A 22,487-nucleotide genomic window follows, 5' to 3' on the forward strand; every position below is an offset into this window, starting at 1 on the left:
AAGGACGCCTCGGGCTGGGGGTCGGAATGGATCTCCCCTGGGGCGCCCCCGTCGGGTTCGCCCATGAGCCCGGGCGTGGGGATCACGCGACGGATCCGGTCGTGCGATTTCTATCGTCCCACGCTGGGGCCTTTCGGTACCTGTTCACGTCGTTCCAGCCCCGGAGCAGAAATCGCCTCGATCCACGCGATTACTTCGACGCCTACGACGATCTGTTCGCCCGCATTCCGGCGTTTTCCGTGCGCGCCCTCCACCAGACGACCTTCAACCTGGGCGCGCTCGAAGCCTACGATCGAAGCCGGATCCTCGATTTCACGAACGCGCTCGTCGACCGGTACCAGTTTGCGTGGGTGAACGAGGATCTCGGGCTCTGGTCGATCCATGGCAGGCCCTTGCCCTATCCACTCCCGCCGTACCTCACGCCCGCGGGTCTCGACGCCGCCATCCGGAACACGGCCGAGGTGCAAGAGAAGCTATCCGCGCCGCTTTTCGTGGAGTTTCCCGGATTCTCCGACGGAACGAGTTTTTGCATCGGCCAGATGCACGCCTATGACTTTTTCCGGGCCGTCGTGGAGGAGACGAGGTCGCCGGCCACGCTCGACGTGGGGCATCTCCTTTCGTATCAATGGCTGCTCGGCAAGCGGGGCGAAGCGCTGTTTGGCGATCTGGAACGGCTCCCGCTCGATCATTGCTTCGAGATTCACCTCTCGGGATGCGAGATCGAAGAGGATTCGTTCATGGATTGCCATCACGGCGTGCTGCTCGACGAGCAACTGGAGCTCCTCCGCCGTCTCCTTCCCCTTTGTCCGCACCTGTCCGCCATCACCTACGAAGATCCGAGGCTCGACGCGGAAGGGCAGCTCGCCCCCGAGACCGTCGCGAGCTTCGAGCGGCTCCGGGACGCCGTGCGCCCCTGGTCGTCATGATCTCGCTCGATCGCGCGCTCGACCGGCTCTTGCATCATCGCTCGTACCTCGCGGCCTTCCTCGCGGGGCGCGTGGACGAGCTCGACGTGTCGGCTGACGATTTGCAGTCGCTTCTTTCGATCGATCCGGCGCAGCTCCAAAAGGCAGCCGAGCGGGTGCGCGCGGAGCTCGTTCAGCGCACGTACCGGGGGAGCGGCGGGCTTCTGTCGACGTATGCGCGCACCGTGGACGCGTGGAGGGAAAGCCATCCCGAGGATCACGAGCTCGGGGAATTGCTGTCGTCGTTCCTGGAGTCGCCGGCGTTCGATACGTATCGCGAGCATTCCCACGCAGGTCCCGGGGTTTGCCTCGAAGAGGCCTTCTTTCGGTTCTGTGAGGCGCGCGGGATCGGCGACGGCGCGATTCTGGAGGCAGAGTTTCTGACGGCGATGATGAAGGCGCTCGTCATGAGCCCGCACCCGGATTTCACCGTGCCGGCGGAGATCCGTACCATTCCGGAAGGGTTCGTCGCGGTGAGCCGGCGGGCCGGGCCCACGCTGTACGCCGCGGCGCGCGGAAGGCTCATCCACGGGCCCATCACGCCCTTTCTCGCGGATCTGCTCGTCTCGGCCGAGAGCCCGGTCGAGATCGCGCGCAAGCATCATATCGCCGCTGTCGTGCTGCAAGCGTCGCTCGAGCACCTCGCGGGGCTCGGGCTCGGCCGCTGACGGAGCGCCTATCCCGTCCCCGCCGCCTCCTCGAGTTTCGCGCGCCCGACCTCGGAGAGCATCTTCTCCAGCGCCGTCAAGCTCGGCGGCTTCGCCATGTGCCGGTCGAAGCCCGCTTGCCTCGATCGCTCCACGTCCTCCTGCAACGCATAACCGCTGAGCGCCACCAGGTAGACCGACCGCAATTTTGGATCGGCGCGCATCGTCCGCGCCACGCCATATCCGTCCATGCCCGGCAAGCCGATGTCGCAGAGCACCACGTCCGGCTCGAAGCGCCGCGCCTTCTCGATTCCCTCGGGCCCCGCGAACGCCACCTCCACCACGTGGTCGCCCATCCCGAGCGCATCGCGGAGCGTCTCCGCCGCGTCCACGTTGTCCTCGATGACGAGCACCCGCTGCGCCGGCTCCCGCGGCGCCGCCGTCGGCACCGCCGCGAGGCTCCGCGCGATCGTCGGCACGAGCGGCAGCCGCACCGTGAACACCGCGCCTCGCCCGAGCCCCGCGCTCTCGGCCGTCACCGTCCCGCCGTGCATCTCGCAGAGCCCCTTCACCAAAGACAGCCCGAGCCCGAGCCCCCCGCGGCTCCGATCGAGCGTGCGATCTGCCTGTACGAAGGGCTCGAACACGTGCCGCAGCGTCTCCGGCGCGATGCCCGCGCCGTCGTCCCGCACGCGCACGACGGCCTGGTTGCCCTCGCGCCTCACCGACAGGAACGCGTGCCCCCCGCGCTGCGTGAACTTCACCGCGTTCGTCAGCAGGTTGCCCACGACCTGCGCAAGCCGCGTGGGATCGCCGTCGACGTAGAGGGAGGCCGGCTCCACCTCGACCGCGAGCTCCACGCCCGCTTGCTCGAACGTCGGCCCGAGATCCTCGGCGATGCGATGCACGAGTTCGCCGAGCTCGACCCGCTCGCGCTGGAGCTGGATCTTGCCGCGCGAGATCCGCGTCACGTCGAGCAGGTCGTCGATGAGCCGCGTCATGTGCGTGACCTGCCGCTCGATCGCCGCGTGCGCCCGAAGCGCCTGCGGCCCTCCCGGCGCGGCGTGCTCCAGGATGTAGAGGCCGTTGCGGATCGGCGCGAGCGGGTTCCTGAGCTCGTGCGAGAGCATCGCCAAAAACTCGTCCTTGTGCCGATCCGCGGAGCGCAGCGCGGCCTCGCTCTCGCGCAGCGCTTGCTCGGCCTCCTTTCGTTGCGTGATGTCCTCCAGGATGCCCACGCTCCGGATCGGCTTGCCCGCGGCGTCGCGGATCATCCGCGCCGCGACGTGCACCCAGATGATCCGGCCATCCTTGCGGATGTACCGCTTCTCCGCGCAGTACTCGTCGACCTCGCCGCGGACCATGCGGCTGTACCTCTCCCAGTCGTCGTGGCGATCGTCGGGGTGCGTCAAGTCGCGCACCGAGCCCGAGAGCAGCTCCTCGCGGCTGTAGCCGGTGATGTCGCAGTACCGATCGTTCACGCACAGGATCCGGCCCGTCGCGGGATCCAGCTGGCCCATGCCGACGATCGCCATCTCGAAGAACGCGCGGTACTGCGCCTCGCTCTGCCGGAGCGCCTCCTCGGCGCGCTTGAACTCGGTGACGTCACGCGTGACCACGAGCCCGAGGATCTGCTTGCCCTCCTCGTCCCGCACGGGCTCGCCGCTGAAGCTGAGGAACCACTCCCGCCCCATGTCGAGACGCCGCGCGTGGAGCTGCCAGCCTGCGAAGGACTCGCCGCGCAGCACGCGCGAGACCGGCCATGCGTCGACGGGGAGCACGCGGCCGTCGAGATCGGTGAGCTGGAAGTGCGCGGCGAAGTACTCGAGGCGCGGCTGCTCGGCGCGCGTGAGGTCGTGCAGCGCCGCCTCCGCGCTGTTCACGAGGATCACCTGGCCCTTCATGTCGAAGACGACGATGCCGTCCGGGATCGCCTCGAAGGCGGCTTCGAGCTGCGCGCGGCTGTGGTTGGCGCGGGCCGCGGTCTCGCGCAGCGCTACGACGAGCCGCCCGCGCTCTTCCTCGGCGCGCTTGCGCGCCGTGACGTCGTGGAAGAAGACGGCGATGCCGCCCTCCTTCGTCGGGTACACGTTCACGTGCGTCCAGAGATCGAGCGGCGCGTAGTACGCGTCGAACTCGACGGGCACGCGCTCGCGCATGACCCGGTGGTACTCGCGAAAATAGCGTGAATGCGGGCCCGCGACCGAAGGAAAGGCCTCCCAGACGGTCCGCCCGAGCGTCTCGCTCCGCCTCGTCTGGCTTAGGCGCTCCTGGCTCGGGTTCACGAAGACGTAGCGGAACTCGTGATCGAGGACGAAGCAGGGCTCGCCACGATCGAGCACGTCGAAGGCGCGCGCGAGATCCGCGGCGTCGTGGCGCGCGTGCTCGTGCTGCTCGTGGACGTCGACGGCGATGCCGGACCACGCGAGGACGGCGCCGTGATCGTCGCGGCTCGGCGCGCTGCGGAGCGAAAACCAGCGGTAGACGCCGTCGTGCCGGCGGAGGCGGGCCTCGATCTCGAAGCATCCGGCCGAGGCGAGCGCCGAGGCCCACGCCCGAGCGGCGCGCGCCTGGTCGTCGGGGTGCAGCACGCGTTGCCAGCCGAGGCCGTGGTGCTCCGGCGCGGGGAGGCCCGTGTACGCGACCCACGAGGCGTTGGCGAAGTCGCACGCGCCGTCCGCCCGGCACGCCCAGACGAGCCCGGGCAGGCTGTCGAGGATGCGTCGACATCGGTCCTCCGCGGGGGCAGCACCTGCACGAGGCTCGGCCATGGATCCATCGACACGTGGGGCGCCGTGCCCATGATCGCAAGCAGGCGCGGCGACGGGCCGCGCGCCCGCGAAGACGTAAGGCTTGCCCCTTCACGTTCGCCCCGCGCCGGGGCAAACTGCGCGGCCGCTGTGGAGCCGAGGAAGGATCGGTTGGTCGTGAGCGAGGCACCCGGGATCTGGTTCGTGTATCGATCGCACTACGAAGGGCCGCTTTCGCGTCGGGTGCGGCGCCTCGACGCGCCGTCGATCCTCGCGTGGTTTTCCGGGAAGATGATCGAGGCCAAGAAGGCCGAGGAGCCGAGCTGCCTCTACGAGGACGAGCTCGGCGGCTACGTGTACGGGTTCGGGACGGTGTTCGAGGCGGTGAACGAGCACGGGCTCATGGCGCCGAAGTCGACGGCCGAGCTCGAGAAGATCCTGCGCAAGCACCTCTACGTCGAGGGAGGTCCGGGCAATGTGCGCATCGACGAGCACTCGCTCCGCGTGCTGACGGACGACGACGAGGTCATGCTTGCGTACTTCTTCTTCGACGACGAGGTCGCGCGCAAGCAGCCGGAGCGGGTGTCATGGCTGCTGCACGAGGAGCCGAAGCTGCCGGAGGGCGACGCGGACGGCCCGTTCACGCCGCCCTTCGAACCGGAGCTGGTCCTGCCGCGCGGCGAAGGCGAGGGGACGACGTACGCCTGTCTGCTCACGTCCTACGATGGCGAATCGATCCCGGGCCAAGCCGTGGCGATCCCCGGCGTGCGGTTGCCCGATCTCGCGTCGCACCTGCGCACTGTGGTGCCGACGAAGAAGCCGGAGTCGTGGTCGAAGGAGTGGCTCGACACGTGGCCGGTGGAGCTCCGGCTCCTGCGAGCGATGATCGAGCCGGGCCAGATCTCGATCGCACCGGCGCTCGCGAAATGCGCGGCGTATCCGCTGCGTGAGGTCGTCGTCCAGACGAACCACACCCTGCTCGGCGTGGGCGCGCATCAGCACGCGGAGGGTGAGTTTTACAAGGTGGGTACGGCGTTCAAGCTGGACGGCGATCCCACGAAGGCGATCGTGCAGGTGGGCAAGCACGCGGCACTGTTTTGCCCGCACACGTCGAGCGCGTTCGGCCACGAGCAGTGGATCCTGTTCGACGATCGCTGGGCGGCGGCGCATCCGGCGCTCGCCGCGTCGATGTTGCGGTACGCGCACGGCTGGGATCCGCTCCGCGACCCCGCGCCGCCGAAGCCCGTGGAGAGCGAGGCCGAGCGGAACGAGCGCGCCTGGAAAGAGGCGCTCGCCGGGCGCATGGAGGAGGCGGCGACGCCGTATCGTACGACCGCGAGGTTTGCCCCGGGCGACCTCGTGGAGCACATGAAGTTCGGACGTGGCCTCGTGCGCCGTGTGGATGGCGGAAAGATCGAGGTCCTTTTCAAGGACGGCGCCAGGCTCTTGGCGCACGCAATGCCAGGGTGAGGCGTAGCGCCGAGACCACCGGCGCTCCCGCTTCTGTTACCGCTCTCGCCTCCGCTCGTTTGGCGAGGGTAGCCAGACGCTTGGGCGCTCGCTAGCATCGGCCCGCGCAGAGCAAGTTGATGAAGAAGGAACACGTCACGAAGACCGCGCCCCGGTGGTTCGATCCATCCTCGCCGGTGAGCATCGCCATGCGGGACGCGCGTGTGTCCCGCCGCGACGGGCGTGGGCTCATGTCGCTCAGCGAGGCGCGCCGCCTCGTCGAGCCGGCCGAGGTCTTCCGCAAGGGTGAAGGCCGTTCGGCCGGAGGAACGATGGTGTTCGAGAGCGACCGCGTGTGGGCGGCGCTCTTGTCGCTCGAGGACGCGGCCGAGTTCGTGAAGCACGGGCGGCGCATCCGCTGGGAGTTCCAGGTGCGCGGCCGCGACAACACCGCGCTGCACGATCGGTACGGAGACGGGATCCTGCCCTGGATCGAGAGCCGCATCGAAGGCGACGGCGCGCTCGTGAACGTGCCGTGGTGCGTGGTGCCGTGCCTGCTCGCGATCGGGACGCGCGAGGCGCTCGAGGTCGCGCTGCGCGTGCAATCGATCGTGGAGCTCGCGAGCACGGGGAGCGAGATCGAGGCGGAAGAGAGCGATCTCGCGGAGGACGCGTCCACGTCGGACGACGACGGAGACGAGAGCGACGACGAGGACGAGGACGAGGACGACGAGGAAGACGCGGACGATCCGGGCGCGGACGAGGACGAGGACGACGAGCGCGCGCGCGCCGACGCAGCCACGAAGGACGACGGTCTCGACGTGGCGCGGCGCTGGATGACGCGTCACCCGAATGCATACGGTGCGCTCGCGACGCTCGCGGACGAGGGGAACCCGCGCGCGGCGGAGCTCTTGCGGGATCGCGCCGCGGCGCTCGGCGGCGTGGTGCGCGAGGCGATCGAGGCGTCGCTCGGCGAGGAGGCGGCCAAGCGGATCGCCGAGCAGTTCAACCTGCCGCGGACGCGTTTGCCCGAGGAGGTGGAGCGGCTGCTCGCCGAGTCCGAGGCGATCGACGAACCGCGCGGTCCGCTCTGGAGCATCGCGGAGCTCGACGAGGCGGCGCGCAAGTTCGATCTGCCCAGCTGGGACAACGCGAACTACACGACGGCCGCGATGCGGATCACGGGGTACGCGTCGCAGAAGGGCGACGTGCTCGTCATCGAGCAGATCCTGCATCACCCGGGATCGGGCGTGCTCGCGTGCTGGGAGCTCGCGGCGTATGGGCCCGGCGCGGGCAAACGTTCGGGGCGCGACGACGAGCTCATCGACACCGTCCGCGACGAGCTCCAGAGCGTGGAGATCGACGCGGACGACTACGTCGACGGCATCACGAACCAGATCGTCCTGCTCGGCGAGCGCGACGAGAGGGGCCGGCCCACGGCGGGCTCCGACGGTCCGCGCATCGTGCCGCTGCCGCTCCCGTCGGACGACATGATCGTGCACGTCAAGCGCGCGGCCGTGCGGCAAAACGGCGATCCGCTGCGCGCGAGTTACCGCCTGCCGCGCGCGTTCGCGGCGCTGCCCGAGGCCTCGCGCGGAACCCTCAGGCTCGTGACGCCGGCCGAGGCACTCGTCGTGGATCTGTGCCGCCGGCATCGCGACATGATCTTCGCGGCCGATCGTGATCTGCGCGTGGCCGCGGCAATCCCGCAGGGCGCGACGCGGCTCTTCTCGTTCGACGACTTCGAGTACGTCGCCGCGGGCGAGCCGGCCTCGCGATCGATGGACCTCGTGGCGATGGTCGAGGCGCTGCGCGCGCGTCGGAAGATCACGCGTCTCCCGGGCCGGGCGAACGCGCGTCCCGAGTGCTGGATCCCTGGTGCGGCGGAGCTGCGCAGCTACGCGGGCGGCGACGCCTGGGCCGAGGGCGACGATCCGATCGAGCCGGAGACGCCGGCCGCGGGGGTCGGCGTGACGCCGTACTGGAGCCTCACGATCGCGCGCGGTTTTCCGCACGGGGTGTGGCTCCTGCATGGCGCGGCGCAGAACAAGAAGGGGCAGGCGGAGCAGGCGATCCTGCACCTCACGAACGCGTCGTCGCCCGTCGTGCGCCAGTTCTGGCCGCGCAGGACGGCATGCATGTGGGCGCGCGTCGCGGGCCTGGCCGAGCGCAAGTGGGTGACCGGGGATCGCGGCGTGCTCGCGGCCTCGAAGAACGATCGCATGCTGTACGCGGCCGAGGCGCGCAAGCTCGTGGAGAACTTCGTCCTCCGGCCGTGGACCGTGCCTGCACACGTGGGCACGGAGTTCGTGCTCTTGCTGGAGGCGCTCGTCGGCGGGCGCGAGACGATCGAGGCGTTCGTCGCGGCCCTTGGAAAACTCTCGCCGGAGGCGTGGGCGTCGGACAGGGCGGCGCTCGCGAGCGCGATCTTCGAGCTCGGCTTCGTCCTGCGTCGCGTGGAGGGAACGCGGGGCCCGCTGCGCGAGCGGCTCGCGGCGTCATGGCGGCCCGGACAAACGGGCGAGGCGCCGCGCATGCTCGACCTCGTGCTGCACGGCCGCGCCGGGGCCGAGCGGAGCGCGCGGTGCGAGCTCGATCTCGCCCACGTCGGGAATGATCCGACGTGGGTCCGCGACAAACTGCTCGATCGCAGGACGCCTCCGTCCGCGCCCGACGTGCTGCTCGTGTCGCTCGCGGGCGAGGAGATGCTCGGCAAGTACGAGGCGCGGATCCCGAAGGTCGCGGACGCGGCGTGGGTGGGCAGCCAGCTCGCGCGGCTCGCCTCGGCGCGGGTGGTCGGGATGGCGCTCGCGCTCTACGCCGATCGCCCCGAGGCGCGCGCGGCGATCTCGCAGGCCCTCTTCGAGCGGCCGGAGATCCGCGCCGAGATCGAGGCGAACCAGCGTGGCCCCCAAGCCAAGATCGCGCGGGCGCTGCTCACCGCGCTCGACGAGCGGGACGAGCGCGCCTACGCGCGGCGGCAAGGCGCCCAGGACGATGAGCTCGACGACGAGGATGAAGACGAGGACGACGAGGAGGACGAGGACGAGGCGTAGGACTCCCTTACTCGGCCGCCGCGCCGGGGCGCCGCCCCGGACCCTGCGGGGGCTGTTCGCCCCTCGACCCGAACCAGGGCAAGCCCTGGACCTCAGGGGGAAGAACTGCGCGATGCGCAGTTCTTCCCACAGGCCGGTGGCAAGACCAGAGACGGCGTTGCCCATCGAAATGGCAGCGCGGCGGTCTTGATGGGCAGGGTCGCTCGCCAGTCTTGAATCGGCCTGTTCGATGAACTGCGCGATGCGCAGTTCATCGACCCCGAGTCCAGCGCTTGCGCTGGTCCGGGTCCCGGGGCGGATAGCCCCGGGTGGGGCCTGGGGCAACGCCCCAGCGAAGCGTCACTCGACGAGGAACTCCTGCTCCAGCAGGCCGTAGATGGCCGAGTCCGTGAACTTGCCGTTGTGGAACCAGTTCTCGCGCATGAGCGCGTCGCGCTTGAAGCCGAGTTTTTCCAGGACGCGCTGCGAGGCGTGGTTGTCCGGGTCGATGGTCGCCTCGACCCGGTGCAGATCCATCTGCGTGAAGCCGTAGCGGAGGATGGGCCGGAGCGCCTCGACCATGAGGCCCTTGCCCCAGAACGCGGCTGCGAGCTCGTAGCCGATCTCCGCGTGGCGGTGGTTCTTGTCCCAGCGCCAGAACCCGCACGTCCCGGCGAGCTCGCCGCTGTCCTTGAGCGACAGGCCCCAGCGGATGCCCGTGACGTCGCGTTGCGCGTCGAACACGATCCCGAACAGTTTCTCGGTCTCGGCGAGGCTCGCGTGCGCGGGACGGCCGAAGTACTTGACCACCTCGGGGTCGGACTGCATGCGGAAGATCGTCTCCACGTCGGCTGGGACGAGCTCACGCAGGACGAGGCGGGGCGTTTCGAGGGTAGGGAACGGGGTGAAGGAAACCATGAGGGTCGCGGAGCCTCTCACCGTTTCGTGACATCAGCAACGATGCCTCGACGCGTTGCACGATCGCGACGCGCAGTGTTGCACGATTGAAAGTCGGCCCGGAAGAACCCTTCGCCAAATATCCGGATCCACGCTGGAAACGTGTTGGCCCGGTGCGTGCAATATCTACGGGCAGAGCGCCTGCTCCGGCCGCCCCCCCCGCCGTAGAGTAGGCGCTCGTTTTTTTGTTGCCTCGCCACCGGGCGCGCGAGCCCTGCGAAGCGAGATCGGGTCACACTTTCGGGCGCCCCTTCGATCACGTGGAGGATCGGATCGGAAGGAGATGACCATGCGGTGGACCCTCGCGCTTCTCGGCTCGCTTTCGGCATGCACGGCGCTCGGGCCGACGGAAGCGGATCCCCGGCGCGATGCAGGCGAGACCACCGTGCACCCCGAGCCGGTTCGCCCGCTTCCCTCGACGAGCGCTCAGGCTCAGGACAGCGGGCCGGCGAGCCCGTCCCCCGCGCGCCCCCCCGCCGCGGACGCCTTTGCGCAGTACCCCTGGCTCGAAGGGGGAGCCGCGGGCACGCCGGCGCCGGTCGACACGCTCGAGCGGCGGTTCTCACCTCCACCCGGCTTCACCCGCGTGCCCCTCGCCCCGGACGGCTTCGGCGCGTTTCTGCGCACCTTGCCGCTCGCCGCGAAGGGCACGCCGGTGAAGTCCTACCGTGGCGACGAGATTCGCGCGGACGGCCACCCGAATGTCGCCGCGGTCGTGGCCATCGACATCGGCAAGGCGGACCTGCAGCAATGCGCCGACGCGATCATCCGGCTGCATGCGGAGTGGCGCTGGTCGCATGGACACCGCGACCAGGCCTACCGCACGGCGAGCGGCACGAAGCTCGAATTCCAGCGGTACGCCTCGGGCCAGCGGGTGCGCGTGGACGGCAATCGGATCGAGCTCGTCCCGTCGGCGAAGCGCGCCGAGCCGACACACGCGCTCTTCCGGACCTGGCTCGACGACGTGTTTGGCTGGACCAACACCGGCGCCCTCGCGCGGGACGGCGAGCGTGTGGCCCTCGGCGCCTTGCGACCCGGGGATTTTTTCGTGCTGACCGGCGTGCCGTTCGGCCACACGGTCCTGGTCCTCGACATGGCCAAGGACGCGGCCGGGCGCCGCGCGGTCCTGCTCGGCCAGAGCTTCGTCCCGGCGCAGAACGTCCATGTGATTCGCCCCGAGCCTGCCCGTGCGTGGTTCGTGATCGACGAGGCGTCGGGCGCGCTCACGACTCCGTTCTGGGACCCATTCCCGTTCGATTCGATCCGCCGTTTGCCCGAGTAGAACGGCGCCTCCGTCGATCGAGCAGGAGCGCCACGGCCGACGAAAAAGCGAACCATTCATAGGCCGCGCTCGGCTTGCCCATTCGGCATCCGCAAAGCGCAGCCGGCGGCGGCGTCATTGGCGGCGGAGGCGGTGGAGGCGGAGGCGGAGGCGGAGGCGGGGGATCCGGCGGCGGATCCGGCGCGACGGGCTCGGTTTTGCAGGACCGCGGTCGTGCGGCGAGCCAATCGAGCAGGCTGTCGGCTTTCCCTTTCGCGCCGAGCGCCCGCCACTCGCCCGCGTGATCCTTGCCGGGCAAGAGGTCCCACGTCACGTCGCGCGTGCAGGCGGCCACGCGCTCGTGCAGCCCCCGGGCGAGGTGGTGCAGTGGGTTCCGGTCGCCGACCAGGAAATAGGCCGGCGGCGCGCACGTCGGATTCGGCTCCGGCGCGCAAGCGCTGTCTCGCGGCGGAATGCCCCCGCCGACGAACACCACCGCCGCATACCGCGCCCCGAGCCGCGCCCAGTTCCACCCGAGGAACGACGCGCCCCCCGACCAACCCGCGATCCACACCCGATCCGCGTCGATCCCGTAGTCCCGGCCAATCGCGTCGATCTGTGCCTCGATCCATTCTGTCGGATTGCCTTGCGACCATTGCCAGAAGCTTCCGACCCGGCACCCCTCCGCTTTGGGGCACATCGGCGCGAACATCGCCACGCCCCGCGCCGCGGCGGCCGCGACGAACGGCGAGGAATCCCGCTCCACGAGCGGCGTCTTGCCGCCGGGCGCGTCTCCATGAAGCACCACGAGCAGCGGCGCCTTCGTCGCTCCCTCGGGCGGCGGATCAAAGATGCACCCGGCGCAGGGATATCCCACGCGGCGGCGCGGGTTTGCCTCGGCCGCACCCCCAGAGACGGCGACGAACGCGAGCGTGGCGGCGGCGAGGGCGCGGGCCTTCCTCATGCGGTCGGCCGAGGATACCCGATCACTCGCCGTTCAGCTTGTAGAGGTACGCCGCGATGTCCTTCGCTTCCTGTTCGCTCACGCCGAGGGTCGGCATCTTCGTACGGGGATCGAGATCGGTCGGGCGGCGGATCCACTTGATGAGGTTGTCCGGCGTGTTCGGCGCGACGTGCGCGATGTCGCCCCGGTTCGCGAATCCCCACAGCGGATGCGACTCCTTGCCGATCGCCCCCTCGACGCCCGGGATGAGGTGGCAGGCGCCGCACGCGTACTTCTTGATCGCCTCGCGTCCTCGCTCCGCGTCCCCGCCGGCCACCTCGCGCGGTGGAGCCTGCTTCGACTTGCATGCGGCGAACGCCCCAGGGGCGGCGAGCGCGAAGAGGAGCAGGAAAAGCCGATACCGTCGTGACAAAACCACCAGATCTCCCGTGCTCGCCCGGGGCATCCGCAGCGAGGCTCGCCCTCGGTAGGGGCCGCGAGGACGGCCGGCAAGCTAGCACGAAGGGGAAGGGACGGAAGGTGGGCCGTGCTGGTCGATTGAGCATCTGCCAATCCGATGTCCCCTTCGCGCGCGGATGCGGAGAAAGCTGCCATGATTGCCGCATGCTCGACCTCCTCCGCCGCCGCCCTGCGTTCCGGCGCCTCTGGGCGGCTGGTACCATCTCGCTCGTCGGCGACTGGCTCGCGTTCGTCGCCGTGAGCCGGCTGGCGCTCGACCATGGCGGGGGCGCGCTCGCGCTCGTCGGCGTCTTCGCGGCGCACTCCCTCCCGCACGCGTGCCTGTCGCCCATCGCGGGGTTCGTTGCCGACCGGTTCGACAGGCGGCGCCTGCTCGTCGGCATCCCGCTCGTCCAGGCTGCCTTCACGCTCGCCATGGCGCTCGCGGCCGCGCGGGGCGAGCTCGTGGCGCTGCAGTCGCTCGTGCTCGTGCGCTCCGCGTTCACGGCCTTCATGGTCCCGGCAGAAACAGCGGCGCTCCGCCACACGGTCGAGCCGCCGGAGCTCCTCCGGGCGAACGCCATCGTCTCCGGGACCTGGAGCGTCACGTTCGTCGCGGGCATGGCGCTCGGCGGATTGCTCGCCGCGCTGGGTCCCGTGCCCGCGATCCTCGTGGACTCCGTCTCCTTCTTCCTCGCCGCCTCGCTTGCGGCGGGGCTGCCCTCCATGAAGCCCGAGGGCGCCGGACAGCCGCAGTCCGCCGGCGTCTGGGGCCTCGTGCGGGCCGTACCGCGGGATCTCTGGGCGGCGTTCGAGCATGCGCGCGCGCAGCCGGCGCTTTTCCGGGCCGTTTTCTCGAAGGTGCCCGCGGCGCTCGCGGGCGGCATGGGCTGGGTCACGCTGAACCTCGTCGCGGATCAGGTGGCGCCGTTCGGCGCGGCGGCCATTTCGCTCGGCATCTTGCAATCCGTGCGCGGGGCGGGGACGGGGCTCGGCCCGCTCGGTATCTCGCTCTTCACGCGGGGCAACGATCCGGGGCGAGGACTCGAACACGCGGCGGCGCTCACCACGTTCGTGGGCATCGTTACCTTCTCCCTGGTGCAGCCTTGGCCTGCGCTCCTGCTCGTCACCGTGCTCGTCTGGGGGATGGGCGGCGGGAGCAACTGGGTGCTCACGAGCGCGTCCCTCCAGCGCCTTGCGCCGGATGCGATGATCGGCCGCCTGTCGAGCATCGACGACCTCACGACCACCACGACGATGGTGGTGGGCGCGCTCCTCGCGGCGTTCCTGTACCAGGCCTCCTTCTCGCTCCAGGCGATCGGGGCCATGGCGGCGGGGGCGGGGCTCGTCGCCTGGATCGCGCTCTCGCTCCGGCGGGCGGAGGCCCCGCTTTCCCTGGGAAAAACCGCCCTCGAGCGAGGCTAGTTCGGCGGACGTGCGGGCCGCTCCGTCGCCAGGAACTTGAACCGGCCATAAAGCGTCGGCCCGCGCAGGTCCGACTCGCTCATGGCGAGGATGCCCATGCCGATGTCCTCGAAAAGGAGGACGACGCCGAGCCAGCCCGAGAAGTAGAGCATTCCGTGCGACAGGCGGTGCTCGCGCAGCCGGACCAGCTTCATCTCCAGGACGCGGAGCGGCCTGCGCGCCATCTGCTCGGCCATGGGCACGAGCGCGCCGAGGAGCGGCTGCTCGTCGATGCGGACGCCCTTCGTGAGGAAGCGGAGTTTCGTGCCGAGCTGCAGGAAAAACGCGTCCATCACGTGACCGAAGTCGTCCGTGCGGACCAGTTTGTCCTTCACCTCCGACACGAGGGCGCGGAGCTCCTCGGCATCGGGGTCCGGAGGGGGGGCCGGGCGTCCGGACGAACCCCGAGGGGAGGGGATTTGCGACGGGGGACGACGGGGGGGACGGGGAGGTTTCATGGTGCTCGTCTACAGGATCGGGTTTTACTGGAACGGACCTCGTCCAGCGCCACGCGCGGCGACATCGAGGCTCGTGCCCGTCCATCGACCGGAGCTTTACCCCAGTTGCGAACTTTCGTGATTTTTTTTCGAACGGGTTCGCTCGATTTCGAAGTTCCGCGGAAAAACCTGGCGCATGTGCCACATGTTTGGCACGAAGAACAGCGCCGCTCCCCGGAGGGGAACGGGCGGCAGGCGGCGCCGGGGTTCTTCCGGACCGCTCGTGATGCGCGCCCTCGGCCGGCGACCGGGCTCGCTGCGGAGGACGTTCCCCCAAGAGCCGGACTTCTGGTACCCTGCGCGCCCACATGGACAGCGCCCCCCCGAGCCTCGCGACCCAGATCGCGCGACAGCGCGTGGGGCGCGTGCTCCGCGACAAGTGGCGCCTCGAGGGCGTGCTCGGCACGGGCGGGTTCGGCGCGGTCTACGCCGCGACCCATCGCACCGGCAAGCGCGTCGCCATCAAGATCATCCATCCCGAGCTCAACGCGATCGCCGACGCCCGCGACCGCTTCCTGCGCGAGGCCTACGCCGTCAACGCCGTGAGCCACCCGGGCATGGTCTCCATCCTCGACGACGATGTCGACGAGGACGGCTGCGTGTTCCTCGTGATGGAGCTGCTCGACGGCGAGACCCTCGAAGCGCGGAGGCTCCGCAGCGGCGGCAGCCTCGACTTCGACGACGTGCTCTCCATGGCCGACCCGATCCTCGACGTGCTCGCCGCGGCCCACGAGAAGGGCGTCGTGCACCGCGATCTCAAGCCCGAGAACGTCTTCCTCCTCCGCACGGGCCAGATCAAGCTGCTCGATTTCGGCGTGGCCAAGCTCCGCGAGGCGCCCCGCGGCAAGGCGCTCACCGTGAACGGCATCGTGATCGGCACGCCCGCGTTCATGCCGCCCGAGCAGGCCCGCGGGCAGTGGCAGAACGTCGACGAGCGCTCCGATCTCTACTCGGTCGGCGCAACTCTGTTCACCTTGCTCACGGGCCAGTTCGTTCACGGCAACCTCACGCCGCAGGAGTCGCTCGTCGCCGCCGTGACGACGCCGGCGCCCTCCCTCGCGACGATCTCACCCGGCGCACCTCGCGCCCTCGTCGAGCTCCTCGCCCGCGCGCTCGCCTTCGAACGAAAGGATCGTTTCCAGACCGCGCGCGAGATGCAGGCCGCCGTGCGCGAGGTCTACCACGAGCTCTCCGGCGGGCTCGCCACCACGGCGCCCCGCGAGGCCGCCCGCGTGCCTTCGCACGAAGACGAGGAGACGACACAGACCGGGAGCGACGACGAGCCCACAGCAGTCCTCTCGAGAATGCCGCACCTCGCACTCGCGCGGCGTCTCCCCTCGACGACGGCGCTGAGCCCGAAGCTCGTCTCGCCGGACGGCGAGCCAACGATCGTCGAAGCGTCGCCGTCCGTGACGCTGAAGCGCAGCGTGAGCGGGCTCGTCGGGCCCGAGTCGCGGGGGCAACGTCTGGCGTCGATCTTCGACTCGGCCGATTTCGGAGATCAATCCGAGCTCGCAGCAGACATCGCCAAGGCGACGGCCGAGCTCAATACCTCGGCGGAGGCCGCAGCGGCGCAGAAGGCAGTCGCGGGTCCCGATCCCGAGGAGGCCACGATCCCCAACCTGAAGGAAGAGCCGGGGAAGCCGGCCGCTCGGAAGAAAACGCCCGAAAAGGCGCTGGCCCGAGGTCCTTCCCGGACGTGGATCTACGTGGTGCTCGTGGTCCTCGTCGTGGGCGCCATCGTGGCGTTTGCCCTGCTGCGCGCGAAGCCGCGGCGGGCCACGGCACCCCCCGGGCCGGGAGCGGCGACGCGCATCGAAGCTTGCTATGCTGCGGCGTGGGTTGGCTCGTCGCCTTCGGGCTCGTCGCGTTCGTCGTGGTCGTGATCGTTTCGGTGGAGAGGACGCGCCGGCTGCTCGTCGTCGAAGCAGAAGGTGGAAGGGTCGCGCGGCTCTCGGGCCGAGCGCCGGCCGAGCTCGCCGCCGACATCGAAGACGTCCTCGGTCGATCCCGCGCAACGGGGACGATCGTGCTCCGGCTCCAGGGCGGACGTGTCGTGGTCCGCACCGAAAAAGGGATCGACGAGACCACGGCGCAAAGGCTCCGCAACGTGGTCGGACGGTTCCCCGTCGCCCGCCTGCGCACGGCCCGGCGCGTGAAGCGCAGCGGGGCTCGCTAGGGGCCGTAGCGCCGGGGTTTCACCCCGGACCCGAGCAGGGGCTATCCGCCCCTGCACCCGGACCAGGCACGGCCTGGACCGAAAACGGAGAAACCGCGCAGTGCGCGGTTTCTCCGACGGGCCCGTGGCAAGACCACGAACCACGTTGCCAGCCGAGACGGCGGCGCTGTCGTATCTGGTAGCGACGTTTTCCCTGTCGACAGCGCGCATCGCGCGCTGTCGCCCCGGGTCCAGCGCTTGCGCTGGTCCGGGTCCAGGGGTGGACAACCCCTGGTCTGGGTCCGGGGTGAAACCCCGGCGCTACGCTTTCAGGCCTTCGCGAGGAACGACTTGACCTGCTCCTCGATCACCTTGCCGGGCACCACGAAGGGCTTATCCGTGATGTCCACGGCGAACGACTGGCCCGTGATCGTGTAGACGCCTGTCACCTTGCCGGCCGGCGTCGGGACCGAGAAGTCACCCTTCTTCTCGTCGCCGCCGAACTTGCCGCCGGCCTTCTCGATCGCGCCCTTCGCCTTCGCGATGATGTCGACTGCGGCGCCGGGGAAATTGACCGAAAAACTGTGCTTTGCCATGTCGTATACCCCTCTGGTTGTGCGCCGCGTGGAGCGTTCTCTCCCTCACGGCTTTAGGCGACCCTAATCCGTTCCCGTGACGAAATCCAGCCCGAACTCCCCGGCTTATTGAAGTGCATCGATAAGATGCCTAGGCCTGCGGGCGCGGCTGGCTTCGCTTTTTCTCGGCCTCGAACGTCTCTTCGAGCTTCCCACTGCCGCTATCCACGACCTCGCGCTCGTACCAGGGCCGCGTTGCCCGCTCTCGGAACCTGTAGATGAGCCACGCTCCGATGAGCAGCGGTACCACGCTCCAGGCGAGGTCGTGGACCGTCAGGTGACCACCGATCGTCGTGGTCGAAGCGAAAGGCCCCTCGACGAGCCGCACCGGCACGATCTGTCCCTCGTGCATCCAGGCGAAATCCTCCGGCTCCACCTCGTCGTCGACCGAGACCCCGTCCCGCGGCGTGAGCCATACCCTGTAATGGTGCGTCACGGTGTCATCGCCCTTCGTGACGTAATGGTCGAGCTTGCTGATGGTGGCCGTCGTGTCCGTGCCCGCCCAGCGTCGCACGTGATAGCCGAGGAAGATGACGTGGAACGAGATCGCGGCGAGCAGGATCCACCCCGCCCAGCGCTCGTGGAAGCGTGCACGATCGTGGAAACGCTCACCGAGCGGCTGCGACGAGAGCAGCATACGTCCGCTGCGCGGCGGCCGGAGCACGAATCCCTCGCGCCCCGATCGATATCCCGCCCCCGGCTGTGACTCCGGATCCGGGGCGCGCGAGAGCACGCCCGAAGCGTACACGCGTTCGCCGGGCGTGAGCTCGGCGTAACGCATGCGTGACTTCAGGTCGACGCGGACGAGCCCGTCCATCTCGTCCACGAGGAACACGTCGTCCCGCGGCTCGACCCGCACGCGCTCGCCTGACGCGAGGCGCAGATAGAATGGCGCGACCATGACGCGCCGACTCTTTTCCGTCCACTTGTGCGACCACACGCCGGAGCTCTCGGACTCCTCGCCGTGTTGATCCACCTCGACGCGGACCGTGGTCTCCGACCCCTCGGCTCGCTCGACCTTGCCGAAGACCATCGCCTCGCCCACGACGAGCTGCTTCTCGCCGTCGAACGAGGCCTCGGCGGCCCGCGCCTCCGCGCGCTTGCGGGCCCGCGCGAGCAGCGCGGCGCCGAAAAGCGCGAGGAAGCCCAGCGTACCCACCCCGTCGACGAGAAACGACGAGAACAGGGGGCCGAGGTGGTTCTCCGACATGAGATCCGACATGGCAGCGACTCTACCACACGCGCGGGCTGTACCGGTGCGTTCAGAGCCTCGCTGCGCCCCAAACCCCTTGACACCGGCCACCTCGGGGAGTTTGCTCCTCGCTCGCCTCCGAGGCGGCCCGCGGGGGGCACGTCGGGGGGCGAGACATTCGCGGAGGAAATCGCAATGGTCTACGTGCCGCCCAACCAAGAAGGCTCCAAGGTCTCGTTCAAGTCCCGCTATGGGAATTACATCGGCGGCGAGTGGGTCGCCCCGGTGAAGGGGGAGCATTTCGAGGACATCTCCCCGGTGACCGGCCGTCCGTTCTGCGAGATTCCGCGTTCCTCCGCGGAGGACATCGACAAGGCGCTCGACGCCGCGCACGCCGCGCGCGCCGCCTGGGGTCGCACCTCGCCGACCGAGCGCGCGAACATCCTGAACAAGATCGCCGACCGCATGGAGCAGAACCTCGAGAAGCTCGCGGTCGCCGAGACGTGGGACAACGGCAAGCCCGTGCGCGAGACGCTCGCGGCCGACCTGCCGCTCGCCATCGACCATTTCCGTTATTTCGCGGGCTGTATTCGGGGCTCGGAGGGCACGATCGGCCAGATCGATGATACCACCGTCGCGTACCATTTCCCCGAGCCGCTCGGCGTCGTCGGTCAGATCATCCCCTGGAACTTCCCGCTGCTCATGGCTGCGTGGAAGCTCGCGCCCGCGCTTGCCGCCGGCAATTGCGTCGTCTTGAAGCCTGCCGAGCAAACGCCGGCCACGATCCTGCTGTGGGCCGAAATCGTTGGTGATCTCCTGCCGCCGGGCGTCGTGAACATCGTGAACGGCTTCGGCTTCGAGGCCGGCAAGCCGCTCGCGTCGAGCCCGCGCATCGCGAAGATCGCGTTCACCGGCGAGACCACGACGGGCCGGCTCATCATGCAATATGCCTCGGAGAACCTGATCCCGGTCACGCTGGAGCTCGGCGGCAAGTCGCCGAACATCTTCTTCGAGGATGTTTTCGCGCAGAACGACGATTTCGCCGACAAGGTGCTCGAGGGTTTTGCCATGTTCGCCCTGAACCAGGGCGAGGTCTGCACCTGCCCCTCGCGCGCGCTCGTGGGCGAGAAGATCTACCGCCAGTTCATCGAGCGGGCCGTCGAGCGGACGAAGAAGATCAAGCAGGGCAATCCCCTCGATCCGACGACGATGATCGGCGCGCAGGCGTCGAGTGATCAGCTCGAAAAGATCCTCTCCTACATCGACATCGGCAAGAAGGAGGGCGCGAAGCTCCTCCTCGGCGGCGAGCGCGTGCGCCTCGGCGGCGATCTCGACAATGGGTACTACGTCTCGCCGACGATCTTCGAGGGAACGAACCGTATGCGTATCTTCCAGGAGGAGATCTTCGGGCCGGTCGTGAGCGTCACGTCGTTCAAGGACGAGGCCGAGGCGCTCTCGGTCGCGAACGACACGCTTTATGGTCTCGGTGCCGGCGTGTGGACGCGCGACATCAACACGGCGTATCGCATGGGCCGCGCGATTCAGGCGGGCCGCGTGTGGACGAACTGCTACCACCTCTATCCGGCGCACGCGGCGTTCGGCGGGTACAAGCAATCGGGCATCGGGCGCGAGACGCACAAGATGATGCTCTCGCATTACCAGCAGACGAAGAACCTGCTCGTCAGCTATAGCCCGAAGGCGCTGGGGTTCTTCTGATGGAACCCACGGTCCCGCCGCGCGTCACGGCCACGGAGGCGGCGATCGCCCTCATCCGTCGGCTCGTGGCGCGCCACGGCCCGCTCATGTTCCACCAATCGGGGGGCTGCTGCGACGGCAGCGCCCCGATGTGTTACCCGCGTGGTGAGTTCAAGGTGGGCGAGCGGGACGTCTTGCTCGGCGAGATCGAGGGCTGCCCCGTGTACATCGGCGGCGCGCAGTTCGAGCTGTGGAAACACACGCAGCTCGTGATTGACGCCGTCCCGGGCCGCGGGGCCGGTTTTTCGATCGAGTCCCCCGAGGGCATGCGATTCCTCACGCGATCGAATGTCTTCGGCGGGGACGAGCTCTGCGCGCTCGACGCCGCCGGCGTCAAGCGCGGCCCGCAAGGCTGAGCGTGGCATAACGCTCGAAGAGCGCCCGCAGCCGGTCCGCCTCCGTGCGGAACGGTTTTCCCCCCTCGAAAAGCCCCTCCACAGCCCTGTCGAGCCCATCGTGGGCCCGCGCGAGCTCCTCCGGCATCCTCCGCGGATCGTAAAGCTCGCCGAGGCTCTTGCCCGGGAACGTCTCTCGTACCGCGAGCACCTCGCGCGCGGCCTCCTCCACGCGACGACGCCCCTTGGCGTCCGGTGTGGGGAAGGGGAACGTGCAATATGTCAGGTGCGGCGCGATGCTGATGTCGCTCTTCATGCGCCCGGCCACGGCCCGCACCCAGGCCATGAACATGCTCGATTGCAGCATCCCGAAGACCCAGTCGTCCGCGCCCGGAAACGTGATCAACTTGTTGCCGGCGATGACGTCCGGATCGACGAACGCCGCGGGGATCACGCGGCGGTTCTCGGACGAGACCTCGGGGAGCGCGAGGTAGCGGAAAGAGGGCTGCCGGATCTGCGTGAAGAGCCACGGTTTGTCCGCGAGATCCCGTACCGACGGCGTGCGCGAGGCGAGGCGCACGCGACGCACGGCCTCGATACGCTTTTGCAGCACGGGTGACGCCGCAATTTCCTCGGGGCGTACGCCTTCGAGCCATAGGCAATGGCGCGGCTCGTCCCAGAGAAACTCGGATGCCTGCAGATACCGGCGCACGTACCGCCGGGCCACGGGATCGGCCATCACGGCGGCGTGATCCGCGGGCTCGACGACGAGGTGCCCTCCATCGGTCGGCTGGCTGCCCTTCGTGCCCGCGGGATAGCCGGATCCGAGCGGGGTTTTTCGTTTCCGCGGCACGACGTCCGGCCCGTCGGCGAGAAAGACGTTGATGTTCTTCGCCGCCCGCTCCACGGGCTCGCCTCGCGGATCGGGATAATCGAAGATCCGGCGCGGTGACGATTTTCCGCGAGAGAACCCGATCACGACCACGTGGACGTTTGCTTTCCCTTTCGCGTCGCTCGCCCAGTGGAACGTCCGGTGCGCGAAATCGATCCGATACCCGTACCGGCGGAGCAAGGGGCCGAGGCTTCGCGCCTGTTCGCCCTGGGTGAGCGAGTTCGTGGCGACGAACGCGAACCGGACGGGGTGGCGTTCGCGGTACGTCATCGCGCGGGCGATGAACGCCGCCGCATAATCGAGCCTGCCGGCGTGGAGCCCGCGCGTGTCGAGTTGTTCGAATGCGAGGCGGCGATCCTCCTGCTGCTCGGCGCTCATCCAGGCCATGCCCACGAATGGCGGGTTTCCGAAGACGAACGACGCTCGCCCGGCTGGTAAAACATCATTCCAGTCGATCCGCAGCGCATTGCCGACCGTGATGCGCGGCGCGACGCCGCTCGGCCCCACGAATTCGAGCTCGCCGGCCTCGGCCTCACGCTCCAGCGCGATCTTCGCGGCATTCGCGGCGCGCTCGTCGATCTCGATCCCGCAGAACTGGTCGAGCCGCACGCGGCGCGGCAGGACCGTGCCCCGGGCGCGCAGGCGAACGAGGGCCTCGATCTCGAGCCTGCGTATTTCCCGGTAAGCCACCACGAGAAAATTCCCCGCGCCGCACGAGGGATCGAGGAAGCGCAGGCCGAGGAGCCGCTCGACGAAGGCGCGGAGCGCGACGGCCGTGCTCGCCGCGGCGAGCGACGCTTCGAGCACGTCGAGGAAAAGCGGCCGGATCGTGCGGAGGATGAACGCCTCGTTCGTGTAATGCACGCCGAGCTGCCGGCGCTCGGCGGCGCTGATCGTCTCCTCCACGCGCTCGGGCGCTCCGGTCACGGGCCCCATGATGTTCGTGTCCTCCCGTGCGTCAAGGCACCTGAGATACCGGGACCCCCACGCAAGAAAAATCGTCAGTCCGTAACCGACGCAGCGGCGAGCTGCGGCGTGAAGGGTCGACGGTTTTTCGCGACGCTGTAGACCGCACCGAGCAGCTTGCGCATGG

General features: G+C 69.1%; 18 protein-coding genes. 10 read left to right on the forward strand and 8 right to left on the reverse strand.

The genetic code is table 11. From position 1 onward, the window contains the following. Positions 1–26 precede the first annotated feature (26 nt). Positions 27–926 carry a multinuclear nonheme iron-dependent oxidase gene (locus tag KEG38_RS30420; protein ID WP_272423422.1) on the forward strand — a complete coding sequence of 300 codons (900 nt, stop codon included), beginning with the start codon at positions 27–29 and terminating at the stop codon, positions 924–926. Further along, entirely contained in the window at positions 923–1,633 is a 711-nt protein-coding gene (locus KEG38_RS30425; RefSeq protein ID WP_272423423.1) for a hypothetical protein, read from the forward strand. Before KEG38_RS30420 ends, KEG38_RS30425 begins: the two co-directional genes overlap by 4 nt. An 8-nt stretch (positions 1,634–1,641) precedes the next feature. Here the strand turns inward: KEG38_RS30425 and KEG38_RS30430 are convergent, their stop codons facing one another. Beyond that, complete coding sequence (locus KEG38_RS30430) at positions 1,642–4,383, reverse strand: PAS domain-containing hybrid sensor histidine kinase/response regulator (protein WP_272423424.1); 2,742 nt, start codon at positions 4,381–4,383, stop codon at positions 1,642–1,644. A 156-nt stretch (positions 4,384–4,539) separates the two neighbouring features. On the opposite strand from KEG38_RS30430, the gene KEG38_RS30435 reads away from it, so the two are divergent. Next, positions 4,540–5,832, forward strand: a complete 1,293-nt coding sequence (locus KEG38_RS30435; RefSeq protein WP_272423425.1) for a hypothetical protein — start codon at positions 4,540–4,542, stop codon at positions 5,830–5,832. Positions 5,833–5,951: 119 nt separating this feature from the next. Further along, positions 5,952–8,867: a DUF7003 family protein gene (locus KEG38_RS30440; protein ID WP_272423426.1), complete on the forward strand. Its 2,916-nt coding sequence runs from the start codon at positions 5,952–5,954 to the stop codon at positions 8,865–8,867. Positions 8,868–9,206: 339 nt separating this feature from the next. Here KEG38_RS30440 and KEG38_RS30445 read toward each other — a convergent pair whose 3' ends face one another. Beyond that, complete coding sequence (locus KEG38_RS30445) at positions 9,207–9,764, reverse strand: GNAT family N-acetyltransferase (protein WP_272423427.1); 558 nt, start codon at positions 9,762–9,764, stop codon at positions 9,207–9,209. 328 nt (positions 9,765–10,092) lie between these two features. Here KEG38_RS30445 and KEG38_RS30450 point away from each other — a divergent pair, with 328 nt between their 5' ends. After that, positions 10,093–11,085 (forward strand): DUF4846 domain-containing protein, encoded by a 993-nt coding sequence (locus KEG38_RS30450; protein ID WP_272423428.1) that lies wholly within the window; start codon positions 10,093–10,095, stop codon positions 11,083–11,085. Here the strand turns inward: KEG38_RS30450 and KEG38_RS30455 are convergent. Together KEG38_RS30455 and KEG38_RS30460 are read right to left on the reverse strand one after the other, a co-directional pair. Further along, on the reverse strand, positions 11,027–12,028 hold the full coding sequence (locus KEG38_RS30455; protein ID WP_272423429.1) for an alpha/beta hydrolase family protein: 1,002 nt from the start codon (positions 12,026–12,028) through the stop codon (positions 11,027–11,029). The genes KEG38_RS30450 and KEG38_RS30455 overlap by 59 nt on opposite strands. Before the next feature lie 22 nt (positions 12,029–12,050). After that, positions 12,051–12,446 carry a c-type cytochrome gene (locus KEG38_RS30460; protein ID WP_272423430.1) on the reverse strand — a complete coding sequence of 132 codons (396 nt, stop codon included), beginning with the start codon at positions 12,444–12,446 and terminating at the stop codon, positions 12,051–12,053. Between the two features lie 185 nt (positions 12,447–12,631). Between KEG38_RS30460 and KEG38_RS30465 the strand changes: the two genes are divergently transcribed. Then, positions 12,632–13,891 carry an MFS transporter gene (locus KEG38_RS30465; protein WP_272423431.1) on the forward strand — a complete coding sequence of 420 codons (1,260 nt, stop codon included), beginning with the start codon at positions 12,632–12,634 and terminating at the stop codon, positions 13,889–13,891. On the opposite strand, the gene KEG38_RS30470 is transcribed toward KEG38_RS30465, so the two are convergent. Then, positions 13,888–14,274 carry a hypothetical protein gene (locus KEG38_RS30470; RefSeq protein ID WP_272423432.1) on the reverse strand — a complete coding sequence of 129 codons (387 nt, stop codon included), beginning with the start codon at positions 14,272–14,274 and terminating at the stop codon, positions 13,888–13,890. The genes KEG38_RS30465 and KEG38_RS30470 overlap by 4 nt on opposite strands. Positions 14,275–14,735: 461 nt before the next feature. Between KEG38_RS30470 and KEG38_RS30475 the strand changes: the two genes are divergently transcribed. Then, entirely contained in the window at positions 14,736–16,313 is a 1,578-nt protein-coding gene (locus tag KEG38_RS30475) for a serine/threonine-protein kinase (RefSeq protein WP_272423433.1), read from the forward strand. Next, a complete protein-coding gene (locus KEG38_RS30480) occupies positions 16,265–16,606 on the forward strand; it encodes a DUF3634 family protein (RefSeq protein WP_272423434.1) in 342 nt (113 codons plus the stop codon). Before KEG38_RS30475 ends, KEG38_RS30480 begins: the two co-directional genes overlap by 49 nt. 308 nt (positions 16,607–16,914) lie before the next feature. On the opposite strand, the gene KEG38_RS30485 is transcribed toward KEG38_RS30480, so the two are convergent. Beyond that, the gene (locus tag KEG38_RS30485) at positions 16,915–17,181 is read right to left on the reverse strand and encodes a hypothetical protein (protein ID WP_272423435.1); all 267 of its coding nucleotides are present in this window, start codon (positions 17,179–17,181) and stop codon (positions 16,915–16,917) included. 130 nt (positions 17,182–17,311) lie between these two features. Next, positions 17,312–18,442 carry a hypothetical protein gene (locus KEG38_RS30490; protein ID WP_272423436.1) on the reverse strand — a complete coding sequence of 377 codons (1,131 nt, stop codon included), beginning with the start codon at positions 18,440–18,442 and terminating at the stop codon, positions 17,312–17,314. Between the two features lie 165 nt (positions 18,443–18,607). Here KEG38_RS30490 and adh point away from each other — a divergent pair, with 165 nt between their 5' ends. Both adh and KEG38_RS30500 read left to right on the forward strand, forming a co-directional pair. Then, positions 18,608–20,128, forward strand: coding sequence for an aldehyde dehydrogenase (gene adh, locus KEG38_RS30495; RefSeq protein WP_272423437.1), 1,521 nt, complete (start codon positions 18,608–18,610; stop codon positions 20,126–20,128). Then, positions 20,128–20,523, forward strand: a complete 396-nt coding sequence (locus KEG38_RS30500) for a DUF779 domain-containing protein (RefSeq protein ID WP_272423438.1) — start codon at positions 20,128–20,130, stop codon at positions 20,521–20,523. The genes adh and KEG38_RS30500 overlap by 1 nt, the downstream gene beginning before the upstream one ends. Here the strand turns inward: KEG38_RS30500 and KEG38_RS30505 are convergent. Continuing rightward, positions 20,501–22,330, reverse strand: coding sequence for a DNA methyltransferase (locus tag KEG38_RS30505; RefSeq protein WP_272423439.1), 1,830 nt, complete (start codon positions 22,328–22,330; stop codon positions 20,501–20,503). The genes KEG38_RS30500 and KEG38_RS30505 overlap by 23 nt on opposite strands. Positions 22,331–22,487 lie beyond the last annotated feature (157 nt).

Source organism: Polyangium jinanense, assembly GCF_028435265.1.
GTDB lineage: Bacteria > Myxococcota_A > Polyangia > Polyangiales > Polyangiaceae > Polyangium > Polyangium jinanense.